This window comes from Demequina sp. (genome assembly GCF_016278775.1).
Classification (GTDB): Bacteria; Actinomycetota; Actinomycetes; order Actinomycetales; family Demequinaceae; genus Demequina.
The window spans coordinates 26,925-43,576 of record NZ_JADQBF010000078.1; the positions used below are offsets into that span (position 1 = coordinate 26,925).

The following is a 16,652-nucleotide window of genomic DNA, read 5'->3' on the forward strand; positions in this document are numbered from 1 at the left end:
CGCGCGGAGGGAGGGTCCGATGGGCCGACGTGAGGTTGCGGGGCGCGATGGTGGATAGGCGCCTGCGTGTGATCGGGTGGAGCCTGATCGTGGGCGGACTCGTCGGATTGACGGTGCTCGCTGCGGCGTTCTACGCGATGGAGTACCTGCCGGACAGGGATGCTGAGGGCAGACCTCTCCCCAGCGCCTCCCCGGCCACGGCTACCGCCACCGCCACCGCCACCGAGCCAGCCTCGCCGAGCGAGAGCGCGCCTGCGTCGTCGTTTGACGACAGCGGGCTAGAGGCGCTCGAGGATCTCACGGTGCTGGGCGGGACCGATGTGCCAGCCGGGCTGTACCGCGTGATCGAACCCGTTGAAGGCGACAGCGGCGTCAACGGCGGGATCCTGTTTGACCGCTCCTGCAAGTGGGGCCTGTACGAGGGTGCCGAGCGGGGGATTGACCAGATCGCGATGGCCAACGTGACGGACGGCGGCCATCCTGTGATGCGCATCGCTGACGGACAGCGCGCGTACTCCCAGAACTGCGGAGCGTGGGCGCTCGTGGACGAGCCCTTGCCAGCGTCGGCCGACCTCGCTACGTCCATCGACGACGGCTACTGGGCGGTGGGCATCGATGTCGCCGAGGGCACCTATGAGCGGCTCGGAGTTGTCGACGGTGACGACCCAGACACCTGGTGTGTATGGACGGTGCTTGAATCCTTTGAGCCAGGCGCCGCGACCGTCGCGCAAGAGTTCGACTTCACGGGGGACGGCCCCAGAACGGTGGACTTGGCCGACGGTCAGGTGTTGGACTCGAGCGTGTGCGGCGGCTGGCAGCGCGTCGGGTAGTCGCGCGCCGAGCAGTCGCGCATCAGTCCGCCTTGCCTGCGGCCAGGCCCTCCCGGATCGCATCCATCACCGACGAGTCGGCGAGCGTCGTCACGTCGCCCACCACCCTGTTCTCTGCCACATCGCGCAACAGCCGCCGCATGATCTTGCCGGAGCGGGTCTTGGGCACCTCGGCCACCACCAGGATGTCGCGCGGCTTGGCGAGCGGCCCGATCTGCTTGCGCACATGCTCGCGCAGAGCAGTGGTGACGGCCTCGCCCTCCGTCGGCACATCGGCCGCGTCGGAGCGCACAATCACGAACGCCACCACGGCCTGGCCAGTGATCTCGTCGTTGGCGCCCACCACGGCCGCCTCCGCGACCCACGGGTGGGACACGAGCGCGTGCTCAATCTCCGTGGTGGTGAGGCGGTGGCCTGAGACGTTCATGACGTCGTCAACGCGGCCCAGCAGCCACAGGTCTCCGTCCACGTCCTTCTTGGCCCCGTCGCCAGCGAAGTACATGCCGTCAAAGTGGTTCCAATACGTGGACTGGTAGCGGTGGCGGTCGCCCCAGATGCCGCGCAGCATCGACGGCCACGGCTCGGTGATGACCAGGTAGCCGCCCTCGCCGTTGCGCACTGGCGACCCGGCGTCGTCCACCACCTCGATGGCGACGCCAGGGATGGCCGTCATGGCCGAACCCGGCTTGGTGCCCGTCACTCCCGGCAGCGGGGAGATCATGATGGAGCCGGTCTCCGTCTGCCACCAGGTGTCGACGATGGGGCAGCGGTCGTAGCCGATCACCCGGCGGTACCACATCCACGCCTCGGGGTTGATGGGCTCTCCCACGGAGCCGAGCAGCCTCAGCGAGCTCAGGTCGTACTGGTCGGGAATGGCCTCTCCCCACTTCATGAAGGTGCGAATCGCGGTGGGGGCGGTGTAGAGGATGGTGACCTTGTACTCCTGGATGATCTCCCACCAGCGGCCCTCGTGCGGGGTGTTGGGCGTGCCCTCATAGAGCACCTGGGTGGTGCCGTTGATCATGGGTCCGTAGACGATGTAGGAGTGGCCGGTCACCCAGCCGACGTCGGCGGAGCACCAGTACACGTCGGTCTCCGGCTTGATGTCGAAGACGATCCGGTGCGTGTGTGCCACTCCAGTGAGGTAGCCGCCGGTGGTGTGATAGAGCCCCTTGGGGGTGCCGGTGGTGCCCGAGGTGTAGAGGATGAACAGGGGGTGCTCCGCCTCGACCCACACGGGCTCGTGCTCTGCCGGCTGCGGGTCCACCACGTCGTGCCACCAGATGTCGCGGCCGTCCTGCCACGCTGTCTCTTGGCCGGTGCGCTTCACGGTGAGGATGTGTTCGACGCTCTTGCACGGCCCTGGATGCGCGGTGCCTTCACCGTGGCTGGCGAGGGCCTCGTCCACCAGGGGCTTCAAGGCGAGGTGGGAGCCCCGCCTGTTGCCGCCGTCGGCCGTGATGACCAACTTGGCCTCGGCGTCGTCAATCCTTTGGCGGAGGCTCTCGGCGCTGAAGCCGCCAAAGACCACCGAGTGGATGGCCCCGACGCGGGCGCAGGCGAGCATGGCGACCACGGCTTCTGGGATTTGGGGCAGGTAGATGGCGACCCTGTCGCCCTTGCCGATGCCGATCGACTCGAGGCCGCGCGCCGCCTTCTGGACGCGCTCGAGCATGTCGGCGTAGGTGAGGGTCTGGGTGTCGCCTGGCTCGCCCACAAAGTGGAAGGCGACGCGGTCGCCGCGGCCCTCGCGCACGTGGCGGTCCACCGCGTTGTCGCACGCATTGAGGGTGCCGTCGTGGAACCAGCGGGCCACAGGGGCGTCGGACCAGTCGAGGATCTCGGTGAAGGGTTCGTGCCACTCCAGGCGCAGCGCGGCCTCCCGCCAGTACTGGAGCGGATCGACCTTGGCCTTCTTGTACTCGTAGCTGGTCGCGTTGGCGTGCGCGGCCATGCCTACAAGAGGCGGGAAGATCCGCTTCTCGGTGTGCAGGTTCTCGAGGGTGTGACGGGACGGAGCGTAGCCGCCGGGGACATGGGCATCTTTGACCATGGGGACAGCCTAGGCCTTAGGTCATGGGTCGCTCAACGCCCGGTTATGCGCGGCTCGCTCGGCAGTGCCCGAGTCCACGTTGCGGGCCCGCGGCGCTCCGAGGGCGCTCGCAGCACGTTCGTGCCAGCATGGATGGATGGCTGACACCACGTATCGCGAGGGGTCTCTGTCGCTCCGAGGCGCGGTCGCCATGGGCACAGGCGTCATGGTGGGGGCGGGCATCTTTGCCCTCACGGGCCAGGTGGCCGACCTTGCCGGGCCGCTGTTCCCTCTCGCGCTCTTGGCCGCCGCTGGGGTCGCAGGCCTCGGCTCCTACTCGTACATCAAGGTGACCCGAGCCCACCCGTCGGCCGGTGGCATCGCCATGATTCTGAACCAGGCGTACGGGCGTTCCACCGTGACGGCCGGATCGGCCATGCTGATGGCGCTGTCGATGGTGCTCAACGAGGCGCTCGTGGCGCGCACATTCGGCACCTACCTGCTGGAGCCGTTCGGGTGGGGTTCGAGGTGGTTGGTCTCTGCCTTGGCACTGCTCCTCATCGTGGTGGCCGTGGCCATCAACCTGGCTCGCAACGAGAACATCGGCTGGTTCCAGACGGTGGGCGCGGTCGTCAAGATCGGCGGCATCGGGGCGCTCGCCATCGCCGCCATGATTGCCGCTGGGGGCGGCTACGAGGCTGGGTCAGAGGGACTCACCGCCGGATCGGGGGTCCTGGGCTTCATCGCCGCCGCAGGTCTAGGAGTGCTGGCCTACAAGGGCTTCACCACCATCACCAACGACGGAGCCGAGCTCAAAGACCCCTCCCGCAACGTCGGCCGGGCCATCGTCATCTCGCTTGAGATTTGCGCGGCCGTGTACTTGGTGGTCGCCTTGGGTGCAGGGTCCTCCCTCACGGTCCAAGAGATCGTGGCCGCGCAGGACTACGCGCTGGCAGAGGCTGCCCGTCCCGCGCTCGGCAGCGCTGGCGTGATCGCGACAGTGGCCGTCGTGGTGGTCGCTTGCGCCACCGGGCTGGTGGCCTCCATGTACGCGGTGTCGCGGATGCTCACCATGGTGACCGACATGACGATGATCCCGCACCGCCACTTCGGGATGCCAGGCCAGGTGCGCCATCACATGCTCGTGTACTTGGGCGTGGTGGCGGCGGTGCTGGCGGTGAGCCTGGACCTGTCGCAGATCGCCGCCGTCGGCATCATCTTCTACCTGGTCATGGACGTGGTGATCCACTGGGGCGTACTGACACGGTTGCGGGAGGACGTGGGCGCGCGGCGGTGGGTGGTCATCTCCGCGATTGCGGCCGACGCTGTGGTGCTGGGCGCGTTCATGGCGGCACGGGGCGCCGGGCAGCCGTGGGTGATCGTCGGTGCGGTGGTCGCGGTGGCCGTGGTGTACGCGCTCGAGGCGTGGTATCTGAAGCGGCACCCTGACGAGGGCTAGCTCGGCTCGCGCTGGAAGTGCATGAGAGCACGCTGGGGCCTCAAGCGCGCACCTGGTGCACTTCCAGCGCGGCGCACACAGCCGCCACTAACCTTCCGCACGGCCTCTCAGGGTGATGGCGTCGGCTGTGGTGGTGGTGCCGTCCTCCCAGTCAACGCGGAAGTCTCCCTGGATTGCCAGCAGCCACTGCACGACGGACGGGTCGCGATTGAGGAGCGTCCACGGTGGCTCAGTGGGCTCGGGGCATTCCGTCATGCTCTCGAGTCGCACGGACGCGTCCGGATAGCCCTTAGAGCGGTCGATGGCCACCTCGCTGGGCGTGAACACGGGAGTGCCCACCGTAGCGACCCAGTAGGTCCCGACTCCTCCCTCGATGAGTAGCGCCGCCGTGGCGTCGTCCTGGATGTGCAGTGTGCCGCGACTCCGATTGCCGCTGGTGTACACGTCGATCAGGATCGGCACCTCGGCACCGGCGGCGAGGTCCGCGAAGCTCGGGATGTCCATGAAGTCCGTCTCGAACTCGTCGTAGCCACCACTCCCGGTGAACTCGCCGCAGGCGAGGCGCTGGACGGGATCCGGCTCGGTGGGGGGCGGAGTGAAACCCAGATCGCCAAAGGTGATGTCGTGGTCAAGCGTCACGCCGACGGGTTCGGATACCAGGGTGACATCCAAGTCGTCCGAGTAGTCGGCCGAGTGAAAGGGCAGTGTCACCGAGCCGGACTCCCGGTCCAGTTGCACACCCGGCGGCAACGTCTCGGCGCATTCGAGGGGGACCACTTGGTTCCAGGATCGCCCGTCGTCGACGTATGACTGGCAATCGATGGAGCCGGGGTTCAGCACACCCCTCGTGGTGCCCGCCACGTAGTATCCATTGCCCTCGAGCTCGTGAAGCGCGACCAGCGGCGCACTCGTGTCCGCCTGTGACACCACGTACACCTGATACTCGCCAGCCGGGTAGGCGACGTCGTCGGAGCTCGGCCATGCACCCTGGTAGGCGAGGCACGGCAGGTCCTGGAACAACGCTTGGTCGAGTACCCTGCCGGCGGTCCAGTGGCTGCCGCGCGTCACCGTTTCGAAACTGTCGTCCCCGCCACCGCCACTGAAGCTATATCCGACCACCGCGTTGTTGTAGGTCAGCACCGCATAGCCACGGTTGACGAACACGGGCGCGCGGTCCGGGCCGTTGTAGTCCACGGCAGCCGTGATGCGCAGAGCGTCACTGGAGTTGCCGGCCCTGTCGACAGCGATAGATTGCGTGAAGCCTTGGTCCTCCGTCAACGTGGGCGGCACCTCCTCTCCGCAATCAAGAAAGCCCACATCCAGTTGGTTCAGGGCATCGACGTCCGTCGTGATGAACTCAACCGCGTCCGGATCGGCTGACGCCGGCGCATCGTCCCTGCGGGACTCCTGCACCACTCCCGCCACCACCAGCGCGCCCACGGCCAACGCCGACGACCCTCCCGCCATCGCCGCGTTGCGCCGCCTGCGTCGCCCGATGAGTCCACGAGTGGAACCCCCGGGTGAAGCATCGGCCGCCTGGAGGGCCCTGGCCCTGCCGTCGATCGACTCTGACATGAGGTCGTGAAGTGTGGGCATGTCACTTCTCCCTTCGCGGGGTCACGAGGACCTCGACGCGTTCTTCATCCGGATCGGCACCGAGCTCGCCTCGCAAGGCCTCGGCGCCGTCGTGCAGGTAGCGCTTCACGGTGCCGACGGCGAGGTGCAGGTGGTCGGCGATTTGCGCCATCGTGAGGTCGTCGTAGTAGCGCAGCACCACGCAGGCGCGCACCTGTGGGCTCAGCGAGGCGAGGGCGACGGTCACGGCGTCGCGGGCGTCGACATTGCTGGCGTGGTCGGGGCCGACGTCGGCGTGGGCAAGCCGCGCGGCGGAGCGCCTGAACAGCTGCTCGCGTCGCTTGTCATCCACAAACACGGACGCGATCGCTCGCCGCACGTAGTGCTCGGCGTGCCGGGCGGAGCTTAGCCTGCGGGGAGAGGAGAAGGTCCTCACCATGGCTTCCTGGACAAGGTCCTCCGCGGTGGCCTGCTGGCCGGTGAAGGCTACGGCGTACGCGAGCAGCGCGGGATAGCGCTGGTCAGCGAGCTCGTCGTAGAAGCCTTGCCACCGTGCCATGCCTCCCCCTTGCTCGGTATTCTCTTCCGCGTCTCTCATACAACACGAGCGCGAGCGGCAAAAGGTTGGTGCGCGCCCCAGCGTACGGGCCCCGGCGCGGCGGGAGGAGAAGACCGATGGGCAAGGCAGAGGGGTTCGAGTACCGCGAGCGCAAGGGCGGCGAGGTGGCCATCACCCACCATGGGCGACCGGCCACCATTCTTCGCAAGGGCGCTGCCGCGCGGTTTCTGCGCGAGGTTGAGGCCGGAGATGCTCAAGTGGTGATGGCACGGGTCACCGGCAACTACAAACGCGGAAACGAGCGCGGCTGACCCCGTGGCCCAAAGGCGCACGGCGCCCCCGTGAACAGGCGCTATCCTCCGGTGCATGGGCAATGCAGCCGACCAACGCCACGCTGACCGCATCATGGGCGCCGACGGGATACGGGCCGCCGCCGCGCTCGCCGTGATCTTCTCGCACATCTACCAACGCCTCACCCTGCCAATGCAGGCGGAGTGGTACCAGCAGGTCCAAGTCGTGTTTCTCAAGGGCGCCTTCGGCGTGTCCATTTTCTTCGTGCTGTCGGGCATGCTGTTGAGCTATCCGTTCTGGAAGGCGTACCTGGCGGGAGCGCCGATGCCGAGCATGCGGCACTACGTCCGGCGCCGTGCCGCACGCATCGTGCCCGGGTACTACGTCGGCCTGCTGGTGAGCTTTGCGCTCGCGTTCTGGCTCACGCCCGACGCCGATTACAAGGTGTGGCGGCTCATCTCTGGCCTCACCTTCACATCGGGCTTTCATTACAAGACGTGGTTCCCGTCGTCGGTTAACGGCCCCCTATGGTCCATCAGCATCGAGGTCTTCAGCTACGTGCTGTTGGCAGGCATGATGGCGCTGCTGTTCTGGTGGGTGACGCGCCGCGCGGCCCGCAGCGACCGCGCCCCGCACCCGGGCACCCCGCTGCGCGGCCTGGCCTATTGGGCAGGCAACTTCGCGCTCGTGATCGTCCTCAATGGGTTGGTGGTGTCCACCTTCACGCTGTCCGACGAGGGAAAGGGATGGGGCTTCGGCGACATCGGCGGAGCCAAGGAATGGATGCCGGGCTACAACCCCTTGGGCTTCTTCGCGCACTTCGCTCTCGGGATCCTGGCCGCGTGGGCGATCGCATCGTGGCGTTCTCGCGAGAACCGTCGGCAGACTGGCCCCGGTCCGGTGAACCTCACCCGCTGGTGGTGGGACGTCGTCGCCCTGGCGGGCTTTGCCGGCGCCGGCTTCCTTGTGTGGCGCTACCGCTGGCCCGCCGAACCCAGCAACCTCGACGGCTTCCAACAACAGCCCTATCTCTTCCCCCTCTTCACGCTCTCGATCGCCGTCATCCTGGTAGGGCTCGCGCACTCCCGGCTGGTGGGGCGCCTCGTCGACAACCGCTTTGCCCGCTACACCGCCACCATCTCGTTCGGCCTGTACATCTGGCACTACCTGCTGCTGTACCTGTTCTCGAACATCACCGAAGGCCAGTTTGAGTACTTCGGCATCACCGACTGGGGTCGACACCTCGCCATCGGTGGGGCGATGCTGGCGATCGCCTACGGCATTGCGACCCTCAGTTGGCAGTGGATCGAGCGCCCTGCTTTGCGGTCGCGGTGGGCGAACAAGCGATACCCGGCCAAGCAATAGGCGGCTGAGGTTGCAGGGGGCGCCCGCACGTGGTCCCATGAGCCTATGAGTGGACCTAATGGATTCGACTACCGCACCCGCAAGAACGGCGAGGTTCACATCTTCCATCACGGCAAGCTGGCCAAGATGCTTAAAGATGAGGACGCACAGAAGTTCCTGGCGGCCATCAAGGATGGCGACCCGCAGCAAATCATGGACGACGCCGTGGGCACCCAGAACTCGACCGGCAGGGTCTCCGGGGGTCCGACCGGTCCCGGCTCACACCTGCACGGCAACGGCGCGGGTCACGCGCCCACGCAGTTCCGGCGCAAGACCGGCTGACACGCGGGGAGTCACCGGAACGCTGCCTCGAGCCTAGGGAGCCGGTGACGCCGCCGCCTCCCTGGACTCGCGTTCGGCGTTGACGGAGGCGATCGCGGCGTCAATGTCCATGGCCTTGCCGCGAGCCACCTCGCGAATCGGATCCACGACGTCCTGCCACGAGTCAGCGAAATAGCCTGTGCCGTCCGCGTACACCGCTGGCGTTGCTGCCACGCCCGCGGCCGTTGCGGCGTCGGTCGCAGTCGCTATGGCGTCGGCGTAGCGGTGCTCGGGAAACCGCGCCACGACGTCGTGTGGAACGCCGATGCTGGCGGCGAGGTCCCCGAGTTGCTCATCGGTGAGCGTCGAGCCCTCGGCGGGCTGGTGTTGCCACAGCAGGTGGAGGAACGCACCCACATGCTGTGGCGAACCGGCGGCCACCTCGTGAATGGCAGAGCCCGCGCGCGTCGAGTACGACCCGTCAGAGGAGAGGGAGTCGAAGAAGGCGATCGGATGGATGACGACGGTGGCGCCGTCGATCGCGCGAAGTTGGGGCTCGATGCTGGCGCCGAAGTCCGCGCAAGCTGGGCAGATGGGGTCGAGATAGACGTCCACCACCACGGTCTCCGCTGGCACCGACACCAGCACGGAGCCATCCTCGCCGAGCGGTAGCCCCTGATGGCCCGCAGTCGCGGCATCGCCGATCGCCGCGGTGCTGTATGGCCAGAAGGCGGGAATCGTCCAGGCGACTCCGAGCGCGAGCGCCCCCGTACTCACGGTCGCGGCCGACGCGATGGTCGCCCGCCGCACCACCCGTCGGCGGTGGGCACGCTGGCGCAGTGACGGTCGCTCGATCGCGGCGAGGTCGATCTCCGTCGCGGCGACATGCTGGCGCAGCGCGTCGTGAAGGGTGTTCATGGCCGGTCCTTTCGGTGCGAGGTGACGAGCACGGTGTTGCGGCGTTCGTTGCCGAGGCGGTCCCGGACGACGTCGGCGCCAAGGAGGTCGGCAAGGCGCGCGGACGCGTCGGACAGATAGCGCTTGACGGTGCCGTCCGCCAGGCCAAGGCGCGCGGCGATCTGGGACACCGTGAGGTCGTCGTAGAACCGCAACACGGCACACGCGCGCTCGCGCGGGCTCAACTGCGCGAGCGCGCCCCGCACATCCACGGCCGCCACCACGGAGGGCTCGGGTCCTGGAACCGCGCCCTGCTCCACGGATCGTGAGTAGGCCCTGGTGAGTCGGGATCGCCTCCGGTGAGCATCGACAAACGCGCTCACGACGGCGCGGCGCACGTAGTTCTCGGCGTGGTGCACGTCCGCAAAGCCCTTGGTCCGCGCATAACTGCGCACAATCGCTTCCTGTACCAGGTCTTCTGCTGTGGGCCGGTCGCCCGCGGTGAGCATCGTCGCGTAGGCGACGAGCGCCGGGTAGCGGCGCTCGACCAGTTCGCCCAAGTGCGCGTCCCAGCGGCTCACGCGATGTCCTTTGCGTCTGTCATGTGCACCTCTACGCCCGTGGCGCCCAATACGTTGGGGAGGGACCTCCCCCTAGCCGTCGAGCTGTATCTCGACAGATAGCGGCAAACGAGCTTGGGTCGTGGAGATCCGTTCGTGCTTGCTCTGGGGCCCCTGGACGGGGGTGACTGTCCACGTACCCACCACGGCCGTGTGGCCGCTGAGGCGACCGTCGTCTTGGTCGATGCCGGCGCACCATTCTGGTTCTCCTACGCGTAGTCGTACGTTGGTGGGTCCCGCGTAGCGGTCGTAAGGGATCACGCCAAGCATCTCAAGCGGCGCGAAGCCCACCACCTCGTACTCGGGCCATCCGACCTCACCAGCGACAGACCGGTACCGCATGTAGACGACGCGCGCGCCGGCGTCGAGCCGCACGGAGGCGCCGTCACTGGCAAGCCACGGCATGACCTGCGCCTGCACGATGCCAGGAGAGAGATTCTCGAAGGCGGGAAAGGGGGCCTCGATGCTCACGTCATCACGGCCGCCGTCGGTGTCGAAGCGCGACTCGCCCGTCGCCTCGAAGGCGCTGTAGTCGTTGACCACCGCGCCGCACACCACGTCGGCTCCTGACGCGAAACGAGTCGCGTCGCTCGTGTCGAAGCGGAAGAACCCCGTCCCCTCTTGGTCGTCGGGATAAGGGGCGAGCGTGAGGCTGAGCGGTTCGCTGACGAGCGTGACGTCGAGCGGCGCTCCGAGCTCGGTGGGGTCGTACATCAAGGACAGGGTCTGGCGGTCTGCATCCACCTGAGCGCCTGGTACGACGTCAGGCAGGCATGCGCGGACGATTTCGAGATTCGCCTCCAGCACCGCGCAGTCATAGGAGCCCGGTTGGTAGACGCCGCCTGGCAGCTTGGCGGACTCGTCAATCTCGAAGCCGCGCGGAAGTGCCTGGCCGAGCGCCACGGACTCCACGGTGGCGAAGATGCGGGTGTATGCCACCGCCGTGTACTCGCCGGGCTCGACGGGGAACAGGTCGTATTCGCGCGGTCCACGCAATGACAACTTGCGACACGAGAAGATGTCGCTCAACGCGGGCACGCCAAACTCGGCGGGATCGGCTTCGGGCGTGACCGCCTCACGAAGTCGCTGCACGTCGAGCTTCGCGGCGCCGGCGATGGCACCGTCCTCGATGAGCACCACCCACAGAGGGCCACGAGCGGTCAGCCCGGGGTCGCCTTCGTTGTATGCGATGCTCGCCCAAAGGGAATCGACGGTCGCATTCGGCCAGATATCCTCGGTCGGTGCGACCGATGCCGCAATCGAGAAGCCCCGTTCGCTGGCATTCGGTTCCGGGGCTGGCTCGCCGCAGATCGGGTAGTCGTTGAGCGACGCGAACTCGGCGCCTCCCCCAAGCGGGATCTGCGCAACACCCGGCAAGGCAGCTTCGGTCAGCGTGGGTGATGCCGAGGCCCCAGCGTCGGCCGCCCTGGTGGCCGATATCCACGCACCCGCGCCAGCGAACACCAGCGCGCCCGCCGCCGCGACCGTCACTGTGCGCAAGGCCCACCGTTTCGCGAGCAGGCGCCCGATGGCCCGTTCCGCTTCGCGCGTGAGCGCAGGCGCGGCGTCGCGGCGTTCCCGGTGAAGCGACGCAAGCACGTCCTGAAGGCGACGTGACGTCACTCAATCACCATATGGAGCGGCTCGCTCACGAGCGTCACGTCAAACTCGTGAGGCAGTGCAGAGGCGTCGTATAGCAGCCGCACCGTGCCCAGTTCCTCGTTGAGCTGCGCTGTGGGGACGGCGTCTGGAAGGCATGCTCGCGCCGTCACCGACTGGAACTGGAGCGCCCGGCAACCCCGGGAGCCCGGGGTGTACTCGACGCCTTTTTGTTTGGCACGCTCGTCCACCGTGCGGTAGTCCGTACTCTCCAGTGACTGGTACAGCGCCACCGACTCGGGGGTGGCGAACACCCTGATGGCCGCGAAGACCTCATAGGTTCCAGGGTCGAGATCGTGTTCCAGGTAGATGTAGGCGCCCGAGTTGGTGTCCACGCTGATGCAGTAGAACTGGTCGGCAGCCAGCGAGGCGTGACCAGTGAGGCTGCTGCTCTGACCGAATTGTTGCCAGCCGAGCGTGGAGTCTTGAGTGATGATGGTCCCCGCCACCACGCCGTCGCGCACCGCGATGATTTCCATGGCGCCGGCAGTGATCACCGGTTCGCTTCGGCCCACAGGGACCTCAGCCGGCGCTGCCCACGTCACGGAAGCCGTTGCCATGCCGACGTCGCCGCTGCTCGTGATGTCGATCGAGAGGCGCTCGTCTGGCGCCGTGGCGTGCGGGGCTGGGGCCTCGTCGCCGCACGTGAACTCGCCCCACCTGTGCTCATACTGCGGGCCGCCTTCGAGGGGGATGTGCGCCACCGCGGGGAGGGCGGCGTCCTCCAGCGCTGGCTCGCTCGCGACAGTGTCGCTCCACGACGAGAGGGCGGCCGTGGCGCCAACGTACCCGCCAAGACCCACCACAGCGACAGTGGCGGCTCGGGCACCCCATCGCATCGCAAGGTGGCGGCGAATCGCTCGTTCCTCGTCGGGCGTCAGTGCGGCCGACGCATCGCGGCCAGCGCGGAACAGCGAAGCCAACGCCTCACGGAGAATGGGTGCGCTCATCGCGTCACCACCTCGATCTCCAACTCCTCAGCACTGACGGTGAAGTCGGGAAGATCGTGCTCGCCCACCAGCGGCGCCAAGACGGCCGTGACGGCCTCGAGCAACGCGACCGCCTCTGCCCGGCCGGTGCGGAACAGGGCAGCCACCGAGTCGACCGACTCGCCGTCGAGGTAGTACCGCACTGCCGCGAGGCGCTCGTGTGGGCGCAACTCCACGAGGGCGTCGGCGAGGCGCTCGCGAGGGGTGCGTTGGTCTGGCTCGGGGGCCTCGTCTGCTGTCCGTGTGGTGCCCGCGTCTTGTTGGTGGGACACGCGATTGCTGCCGCGCTGCGCGTTTCCAGGAAGGTAGGGCGACGACGCATCGGCTGGCTCACGCTCGGCCACGGGCTGGCGCGGCGCTGGGTCTTGCACGTCGGCGGCGCTCGACGCTGCGGCACGCGATGGCGCTTCGGCTTCCGGCGTCGGTTGCTGCTCGTCGGCGGGAGGCGCGACCGGGGCGGCGAACTCGCCGCCCGCGAGCCTGCGTGCCATGTCGTCCCGAGCAGCGCGAGCAAGGGCGGACACGGTGCCGATGCCTGCTGCGGACGCCGCCACCACTACGGCGTCTGACGCCATCCGCCTGGCCTGGTCATCGTTGCCCATCACCAACTCGGCCCAGGCGGTGACCGCAGGAAGCGCCTCACGCGCAAGGGCGACACGACCCGACCTGGACATCAGGACTCGAGCCTGCGCCGTCGAGCGGCCCTCATGAACAGAGCACCCACGACGACTCCTAGGGCCACAAAGAGGACCGAGGCGATCGCCGGGCCAGTCGCGTCGGCCTTGCGAAGGGCCACGGGCTTGCGGAAGTACAGCACGCCCCAACCGTTCTTGACGGCGGCGCGGCGCAGGCTCCTGTCGGGGTTCACCACAAAGCCGTGACCTACGGCGTTGAGCATGGGCGCGTCAGTGATGGAATCCGAGTAGGCGTACGACGCGTCCAAGTCGTAGCCGCGTTCTGCGGCGAGCTCGCGGATAGCTGTTGCCTTGTGTTGGCCGTAGGCATAGAAGGTGATCTGGCCCGTGTACGTGCCGTCCTTGATCTCCATCTGGGAGGCGATCCAGTGGTCCGCGCCCAAGAGCGTGGCGATGGGCGCAACGAGTTCCCCGCCAGAGGCGCTCACGACGACGACGTCGCGGCCGTTTTCTTGATGCCGACGGATCAGCGCAAGGGCCTCTTGGTATACGACGGGGTCGATGAGGTCGTGGACAGTCTCGGACACGATCTCCGTCACTTTGGAGACGTCCCAACCCTTCGCTAGCTCCGACAGGGCGTCGCGCAGCCTGCTGGTCTGGCGCTCGTCGGCGCCACCAACCGAGAACAGGAAGTGCGCGTACGCGGCGCGCAAGGCGTCGGTGCGAGTCACCAGGCCCTCGCGCATGAAGGGGCGGGAGAACGCTGCCGACGACGACGTGGCAATGATCGTCTTGTCGAGGTCGAAGAACGCGGCGCCGCTGCTAGCCATACCTCAGCCTAACCTCAAGGGACGACGCGTGGAAGCGTCACTGCGTCGTCCCCAGGCGCGCGTTTCGCGGCGTCTCCCCTGGTGAGCGGGCCCACGCCAAGGTCAGCGGCCAGCCGCCGCCACGGTGGGCTTGTGACAACACTCGAGTGGGTTCCCGACTGGCTACGCCGTCTCTTGGAAGTGCCGGGCATCACGGACGTGCTCATCAACTCGCCCCGCGAGATCTGGATCGATCGCGGCCTGGGGCTAGAACGGGCCGACGACGTGGTGCCGGGGGTGCTCCCGCGGTGGGAGGCGGCGGACGTGCGCGCGCTGGCCGTACGCTTCGCGTCATTGGGAGGGCGCCGGCTCGACGACGCGGCGCCCGCCGTGGATGCCCGATTGCCTGACGGCACGCGGCTGCACGCCGTGCTGCCTCCCGTCGCCGACGGCTGCGCCGTGGTGTCGCTGCGCATCGTCAGGTCTTCGTCGCTTGAGTGGGAAGACCTGGCGGTGTCAGGCATGCTCCACCGCGACCTCGCCCCCGTGGTGCGCGGCCTGGTGCGGTCGCGGCAATCGCTCATCCTGTCGGGCGCGACCGGGTCGGGGAAGACGACGCTTCTCGCGTCCTGCCTGGCTCAAGTGGACGCGGCGGAGCGCATCGTGCTGATTGAGGAGGCGGGGGAGGTGAGGGCAGACCATCCCCACGTAGTGCGGCTCGTGGAGCGGGCGGCCAACGTGGACGGCGCTGGCGCCGTCGGCTTGTCCAGACTGGTGCGGGAGGCGCTGCGCATGCGCCCCGACCGCATCGTGCTGGGGGAGTGTCGAGGCGCCGAGATCAGGGACGTGTTGCTCGCGCTCAACACGGGCCACCGAGGGAGCCTCACCACGCTCCACGCGAACGCTGCGGAAGACGTGCCCGCCCGTCTAGTGGGGCTTGGCGCGCTGGCGGACCTCAGCGAGCGCGCCGTCGCGCTTCACGCGGCCGCCGCCTTCGGGGGCGTCGTGCACCTGGTGCAACAGGACGGCAGGCGGCGGGTCGCGCAGGTTGCGCTGCTCGATATGGCCGACGGTCGGTTGCGGACGGTCCCTGCCGCCGAGGTTGACGCCGAAGGGCGCCTGACACCCGCCGTTGCCTGGCCGCGCCTCGTGGAGGCGGCGGGACTAATCGCCCCGGCCGAGCCTGTGAGGGCCGCATGAGCGAGCAGCCCTCTGACATCGAAGGGCTTGCCGCCGTCGCCGCAGCGTCCCGGGCAGGCCTCGCAGCGCCCGATGCCTGGCGTGCGTGGGACCCGAGTCTGGCGCTCGACGGTCATGGAGCACCGGTGTGGGACCGCGCCGACACCCTGGCTGGCGAGGTACAGGCGGCCGCCCGGCTTGCGCACTCATCCGGCGTTCCTCTCGCCGACGTGGTCGAATCCTTGGTGCGGGTGGAACGCGCGCGTGGCGACGCCGCCAGGAGGCGTCACGCCGCGATGGCAGGAGCGCGGGCCTCGTCAAGGGTGCTCGCGTGGCTCCCGGCCGTGGGCATCGGGCTGGGACTGCTCGTCGAGCCGCGCACGGCAACGGTGTTACTCGCGACGCCCTTCGGTTGGGCGCTGCTGGCCGCATCGGCGCTTCTCGTATGGCTCGGAAGGTGGTGGATGCGCGCACTCGTGCGCGCTGCAATTGCGGCGGGTCGCGTGCCATGACCGCGCCCACCTCCTTGGTTGCCGTCGTCGCGCTGATGGGCGCCGCCGTCCGTTCCGGCCTCGACGTCAGAAGTGCTCTCGAGCAGGTGGGACGCGCGTGTGGCGGCGACGCTGAGGCGCTCTGCGCGGTGGCCGCCGCACTCGGTACGGGTGCGCCGTGGGACGACGCGTGGGGCACGGCGCCCGCGCGCCTCGAGGTACTGGCGCGGGCACTGGCGCCTGCGTGGCACCAGGGCTCGAGCCCTGTGAGCGCCCTGACGTCATGTGCTGACTCCTTGTTGGACAAGGCGAGCGCCGCGGGGGAGGGCGCCGCCGCCGAGTTGGGCGTGAGGATTGCGCTGCCGCTGGCCCTGTGCCTGATGCCGGCCTTTGTGCTGACGGGAGTCGTCCCGCTGCTGATCGCCCTCGCGGGCGCCGTCATGAGCGACTCCGGCGGGGTTGCACCGTGATGAGCGGCGTCGCACGTGTCGCAACCCGCGCGACCCCTCGACTTCCCCGGCGGCCGTCGGGGAGCAACCGCGGGGCGCCGCCCCGCCAAGGAAGGGAACATCACCATGATTGCTCGTTGGACAAGACGCCTCGGCTCACGCAACGACGACGGTATGGCCACGGTCGAATACGCGCTCGTCACCGTGGCGGCGGCAGCCTTCGCCGCAGTACTCATCGCCATCATCAAGTCGCCAGAGGTGCGATCAGCTTTGGCGTCGTTGGTGAGTGGCGCCCTCGGAGCCGGGTGACTCTGTGAGGCACCTGGCGGCGCACGGGCGCGAGGCGGAGCGCGGCTCCGTCACCGTCGAGTTTGCGCTAGGCCTGCCAAGCGTGGTGCTGGTGGTGGCCCTGGCGCTCAGCGCTATGGCGTGGTCGCTTGAGGTGCAGGCGGCGCAGCGCGGCGCGGGCGAGGCCGCGCGAGCGGCGATCGTGCTGACCGATGCGGGCGCGCC

Annotated in this window: 18 protein-coding genes and 1 pseudogene; 10 read left to right on the top strand and 9 right to left on the bottom strand. The window is 68.3% G+C overall.

Annotation, left to right across the window (positions count from 1 at the left end):
- Positions 1-47 precede the first annotated feature (47 nt).
- Complete coding sequence (locus QZZ33_RS09110; RefSeq protein ID WP_291379572.1) at positions 48-830, top strand: hypothetical protein; 783 nt, start codon at positions 48-50, stop codon at positions 828-830.
- Positions 831-852: 22 nt separating this feature from the next.
- Here QZZ33_RS09110 and acs read toward each other — a convergent pair whose 3' ends face one another.
- Positions 853-2,883 (bottom strand): acetate--CoA ligase, encoded by a 2,031-nt coding sequence (gene acs / locus QZZ33_RS09115; protein ID WP_291379573.1) that lies wholly within the window; start codon positions 2,881-2,883, stop codon positions 853-855.
- A 136-nt stretch (positions 2,884-3,019) separates the two neighbouring features.
- On the opposite strand from acs, the gene QZZ33_RS09120 reads away from it, so the two are divergent.
- Positions 3,020-4,321 carry an APC family permease gene (locus QZZ33_RS09120; protein WP_291379574.1) on the top strand — a complete coding sequence of 434 codons (1,302 nt, stop codon included), beginning with the start codon at positions 3,020-3,022 and terminating at the stop codon, positions 4,319-4,321.
- Between the two features lie 87 nt (positions 4,322-4,408).
- Here QZZ33_RS09120 and QZZ33_RS09125 read toward each other — a convergent pair whose 3' ends face one another.
- Both QZZ33_RS09125 and QZZ33_RS09130 read right to left on the bottom strand, forming a co-directional pair.
- Positions 4,409-5,917, bottom strand: a complete 1,509-nt coding sequence (locus QZZ33_RS09125) for a hypothetical protein (RefSeq protein WP_291379576.1) — start codon at positions 5,915-5,917, stop codon at positions 4,409-4,411.
- A gap of 1 nt (position 5,918) precedes the next feature.
- Positions 5,919-6,455 carry a sigma-70 family RNA polymerase sigma factor gene (locus QZZ33_RS09130; RefSeq protein ID WP_291379578.1) on the bottom strand — a complete coding sequence of 179 codons (537 nt, stop codon included), beginning with the start codon at positions 6,453-6,455 and terminating at the stop codon, positions 5,919-5,921.
- A 116-nt stretch (positions 6,456-6,571) separates the two neighbouring features.
- On the opposite strand from QZZ33_RS09130, the gene QZZ33_RS09135 reads away from it, so the two are divergent.
- From QZZ33_RS09135 to QZZ33_RS09145, 3 genes are read left to right on the top strand one after another with little or no spacing between them, the layout of a single operon-like run.
- Complete coding sequence (locus tag QZZ33_RS09135) at positions 6,572-6,766, top strand: hypothetical protein (protein ID WP_291379580.1); 195 nt, start codon at positions 6,572-6,574, stop codon at positions 6,764-6,766.
- Between the two features lie 55 nt (positions 6,767-6,821).
- Entirely contained in the window at positions 6,822-8,111 is a 1,290-nt protein-coding gene (locus QZZ33_RS09140) for an acyltransferase (RefSeq protein WP_291379582.1), read from the top strand.
- Between the two features lie 45 nt (positions 8,112-8,156).
- On the top strand, positions 8,157-8,432 hold the full coding sequence (locus tag QZZ33_RS09145) for a hypothetical protein (RefSeq protein WP_291379584.1): 276 nt from the start codon (positions 8,157-8,159) through the stop codon (positions 8,430-8,432).
- A gap of 33 nt (positions 8,433-8,465) precedes the next feature.
- Here QZZ33_RS09145 and QZZ33_RS09150 read toward each other — a convergent pair whose 3' ends face one another.
- From QZZ33_RS09150 to QZZ33_RS09175, 6 genes are all read right to left on the bottom strand, one after another.
- Positions 8,466-9,329 carry a thioredoxin domain-containing protein gene (locus QZZ33_RS09150; RefSeq protein WP_291379586.1) on the bottom strand — a complete coding sequence of 288 codons (864 nt, stop codon included), beginning with the start codon at positions 9,327-9,329 and terminating at the stop codon, positions 8,466-8,468.
- Positions 9,326-9,889 carry a sigma-70 family RNA polymerase sigma factor gene (locus QZZ33_RS09155; protein WP_291379588.1) on the bottom strand — a complete coding sequence of 188 codons (564 nt, stop codon included), beginning with the start codon at positions 9,887-9,889 and terminating at the stop codon, positions 9,326-9,328. The genes QZZ33_RS09150 and QZZ33_RS09155 overlap by 4 nt, the downstream gene beginning before the upstream one ends.
- A gap of 72 nt (positions 9,890-9,961) precedes the next feature.
- Positions 9,962-11,551: a hypothetical protein gene (locus QZZ33_RS09160; RefSeq protein WP_291379589.1), complete on the bottom strand. Its 1,590-nt coding sequence runs from the start codon at positions 11,549-11,551 to the stop codon at positions 9,962-9,964.
- On the bottom strand, positions 11,548-12,537 hold the full coding sequence (locus tag QZZ33_RS09165) for a hypothetical protein (protein WP_291379591.1): 990 nt from the start codon (positions 12,535-12,537) through the stop codon (positions 11,548-11,550). Before QZZ33_RS09165 ends, QZZ33_RS09160 begins: the two co-directional genes overlap by 4 nt.
- Positions 12,534-13,250 (bottom strand): hypothetical protein, encoded by a 717-nt coding sequence (locus QZZ33_RS09170; RefSeq protein WP_291379593.1) that lies wholly within the window; start codon positions 13,248-13,250, stop codon positions 12,534-12,536. The genes QZZ33_RS09165 and QZZ33_RS09170 overlap by 4 nt, the downstream gene beginning before the upstream one ends.
- Entirely contained in the window at positions 13,250-14,041 is a 792-nt protein-coding gene (locus QZZ33_RS09175; RefSeq protein WP_291379594.1) for an HAD family hydrolase, read from the bottom strand. Before QZZ33_RS09175 ends, QZZ33_RS09170 begins: the two co-directional genes overlap by 1 nt.
- Positions 14,042-14,173: 132 nt before the next feature.
- Here QZZ33_RS09175 and QZZ33_RS09180 point away from each other — a divergent pair, with 132 nt between their 5' ends.
- From QZZ33_RS09180 to QZZ33_RS09200, 5 genes and pseudogenes are all read left to right on the top strand, one after another.
- Entirely contained in the window at positions 14,174-15,220 is a 1,047-nt protein-coding gene (locus QZZ33_RS09180; protein WP_291379596.1) for an ATPase, T2SS/T4P/T4SS family, read from the top strand.
- Positions 15,217-15,711, top strand: coding sequence for a hypothetical protein (locus QZZ33_RS09185; RefSeq protein WP_291379598.1), 495 nt, complete (start codon positions 15,217-15,219; stop codon positions 15,709-15,711). The genes QZZ33_RS09180 and QZZ33_RS09185 overlap by 4 nt, the downstream gene beginning before the upstream one ends.
- Complete coding sequence (locus tag QZZ33_RS09190; protein WP_291379600.1) at positions 15,708-16,160, top strand: type II secretion system F family protein; 453 nt, start codon at positions 15,708-15,710, stop codon at positions 16,158-16,160. The genes QZZ33_RS09185 and QZZ33_RS09190 overlap by 4 nt, the downstream gene beginning before the upstream one ends.
- 105 nt (positions 16,161-16,265) lie before the next feature.
- On the top strand, positions 16,266-16,448 hold the full coding sequence (locus tag QZZ33_RS09195) for a DUF4244 domain-containing protein (RefSeq protein WP_291379601.1): 183 nt from the start codon (positions 16,266-16,268) through the stop codon (positions 16,446-16,448).
- Positions 16,449-16,452: 4 nt separating this feature from the next.
- A pseudogene (locus tag QZZ33_RS09200) lies at positions 16,453-16,652 on the top strand (pilus assembly protein TadG-related protein); the annotation flags it as partial.

Excerpts from the sequence above, each read along its gene's own strand:
- QZZ33_RS09110 (WP_291379572.1), top strand. The coding sequence starts at position 48 with ATGGTGGATAGGCGCCTGCGTGTGATCGGGTGGAGCCTGATCGTGGGC.
- acs (WP_291379573.1), bottom strand. The coding sequence starts at position 2,883 with ATGGTCAAAGATGCCCATGTCCCCGGCGGCTACGCTCCGTCCCGTCAC.
- QZZ33_RS09120 (WP_291379574.1), top strand. The coding sequence starts at position 3,020 with ATGGCTGACACCACGTATCGCGAGGGGTCTCTGTCGCTCCGAGGCGCG.
- QZZ33_RS09125 (WP_291379576.1), bottom strand. The coding sequence starts at position 5,917 with ATGCCCACACTTCACGACCTCATGTCAGAGTCGATCGACGGCAGGGCC.
- QZZ33_RS09130 (WP_291379578.1), bottom strand. The coding sequence starts at position 6,455 with ATGGCACGGTGGCAAGGCTTCTACGACGAGCTCGCTGACCAGCGCTAT.
- QZZ33_RS09135 (WP_291379580.1), top strand. The coding sequence starts at position 6,572 with ATGGGCAAGGCAGAGGGGTTCGAGTACCGCGAGCGCAAGGGCGGCGAG.
- QZZ33_RS09140 (WP_291379582.1), top strand. The coding sequence starts at position 6,822 with ATGGGCAATGCAGCCGACCAACGCCACGCTGACCGCATCATGGGCGCC.
- QZZ33_RS09145 (WP_291379584.1), top strand. The coding sequence starts at position 8,157 with ATGAGTGGACCTAATGGATTCGACTACCGCACCCGCAAGAACGGCGAG.
- QZZ33_RS09150 (WP_291379586.1), bottom strand. The coding sequence starts at position 9,329 with ATGAACACCCTTCACGACGCGCTGCGCCAGCATGTCGCCGCGACGGAG.
- QZZ33_RS09165 (WP_291379591.1), bottom strand. The coding sequence starts at position 12,537 with ATGAGCGCACCCATTCTCCGTGAGGCGTTGGCTTCGCTGTTCCGCGCT.
- QZZ33_RS09170 (WP_291379593.1), bottom strand. The coding sequence starts at position 13,250 with ATGTCCAGGTCGGGTCGTGTCGCCCTTGCGCGTGAGGCGCTTCCTGCG.
- QZZ33_RS09175 (WP_291379594.1), bottom strand. The coding sequence starts at position 14,041 with ATGGCTAGCAGCGGCGCCGCGTTCTTCGACCTCGACAAGACGATCATT.
- QZZ33_RS09185 (WP_291379598.1), top strand. The coding sequence starts at position 15,217 with ATGAGCGAGCAGCCCTCTGACATCGAAGGGCTTGCCGCCGTCGCCGCA.
- QZZ33_RS09190 (WP_291379600.1), top strand. The coding sequence starts at position 15,708 with ATGACCGCGCCCACCTCCTTGGTTGCCGTCGTCGCGCTGATGGGCGCC.
- QZZ33_RS09195 (WP_291379601.1), top strand. The coding sequence starts at position 16,266 with ATGATTGCTCGTTGGACAAGACGCCTCGGCTCACGCAACGACGACGGT.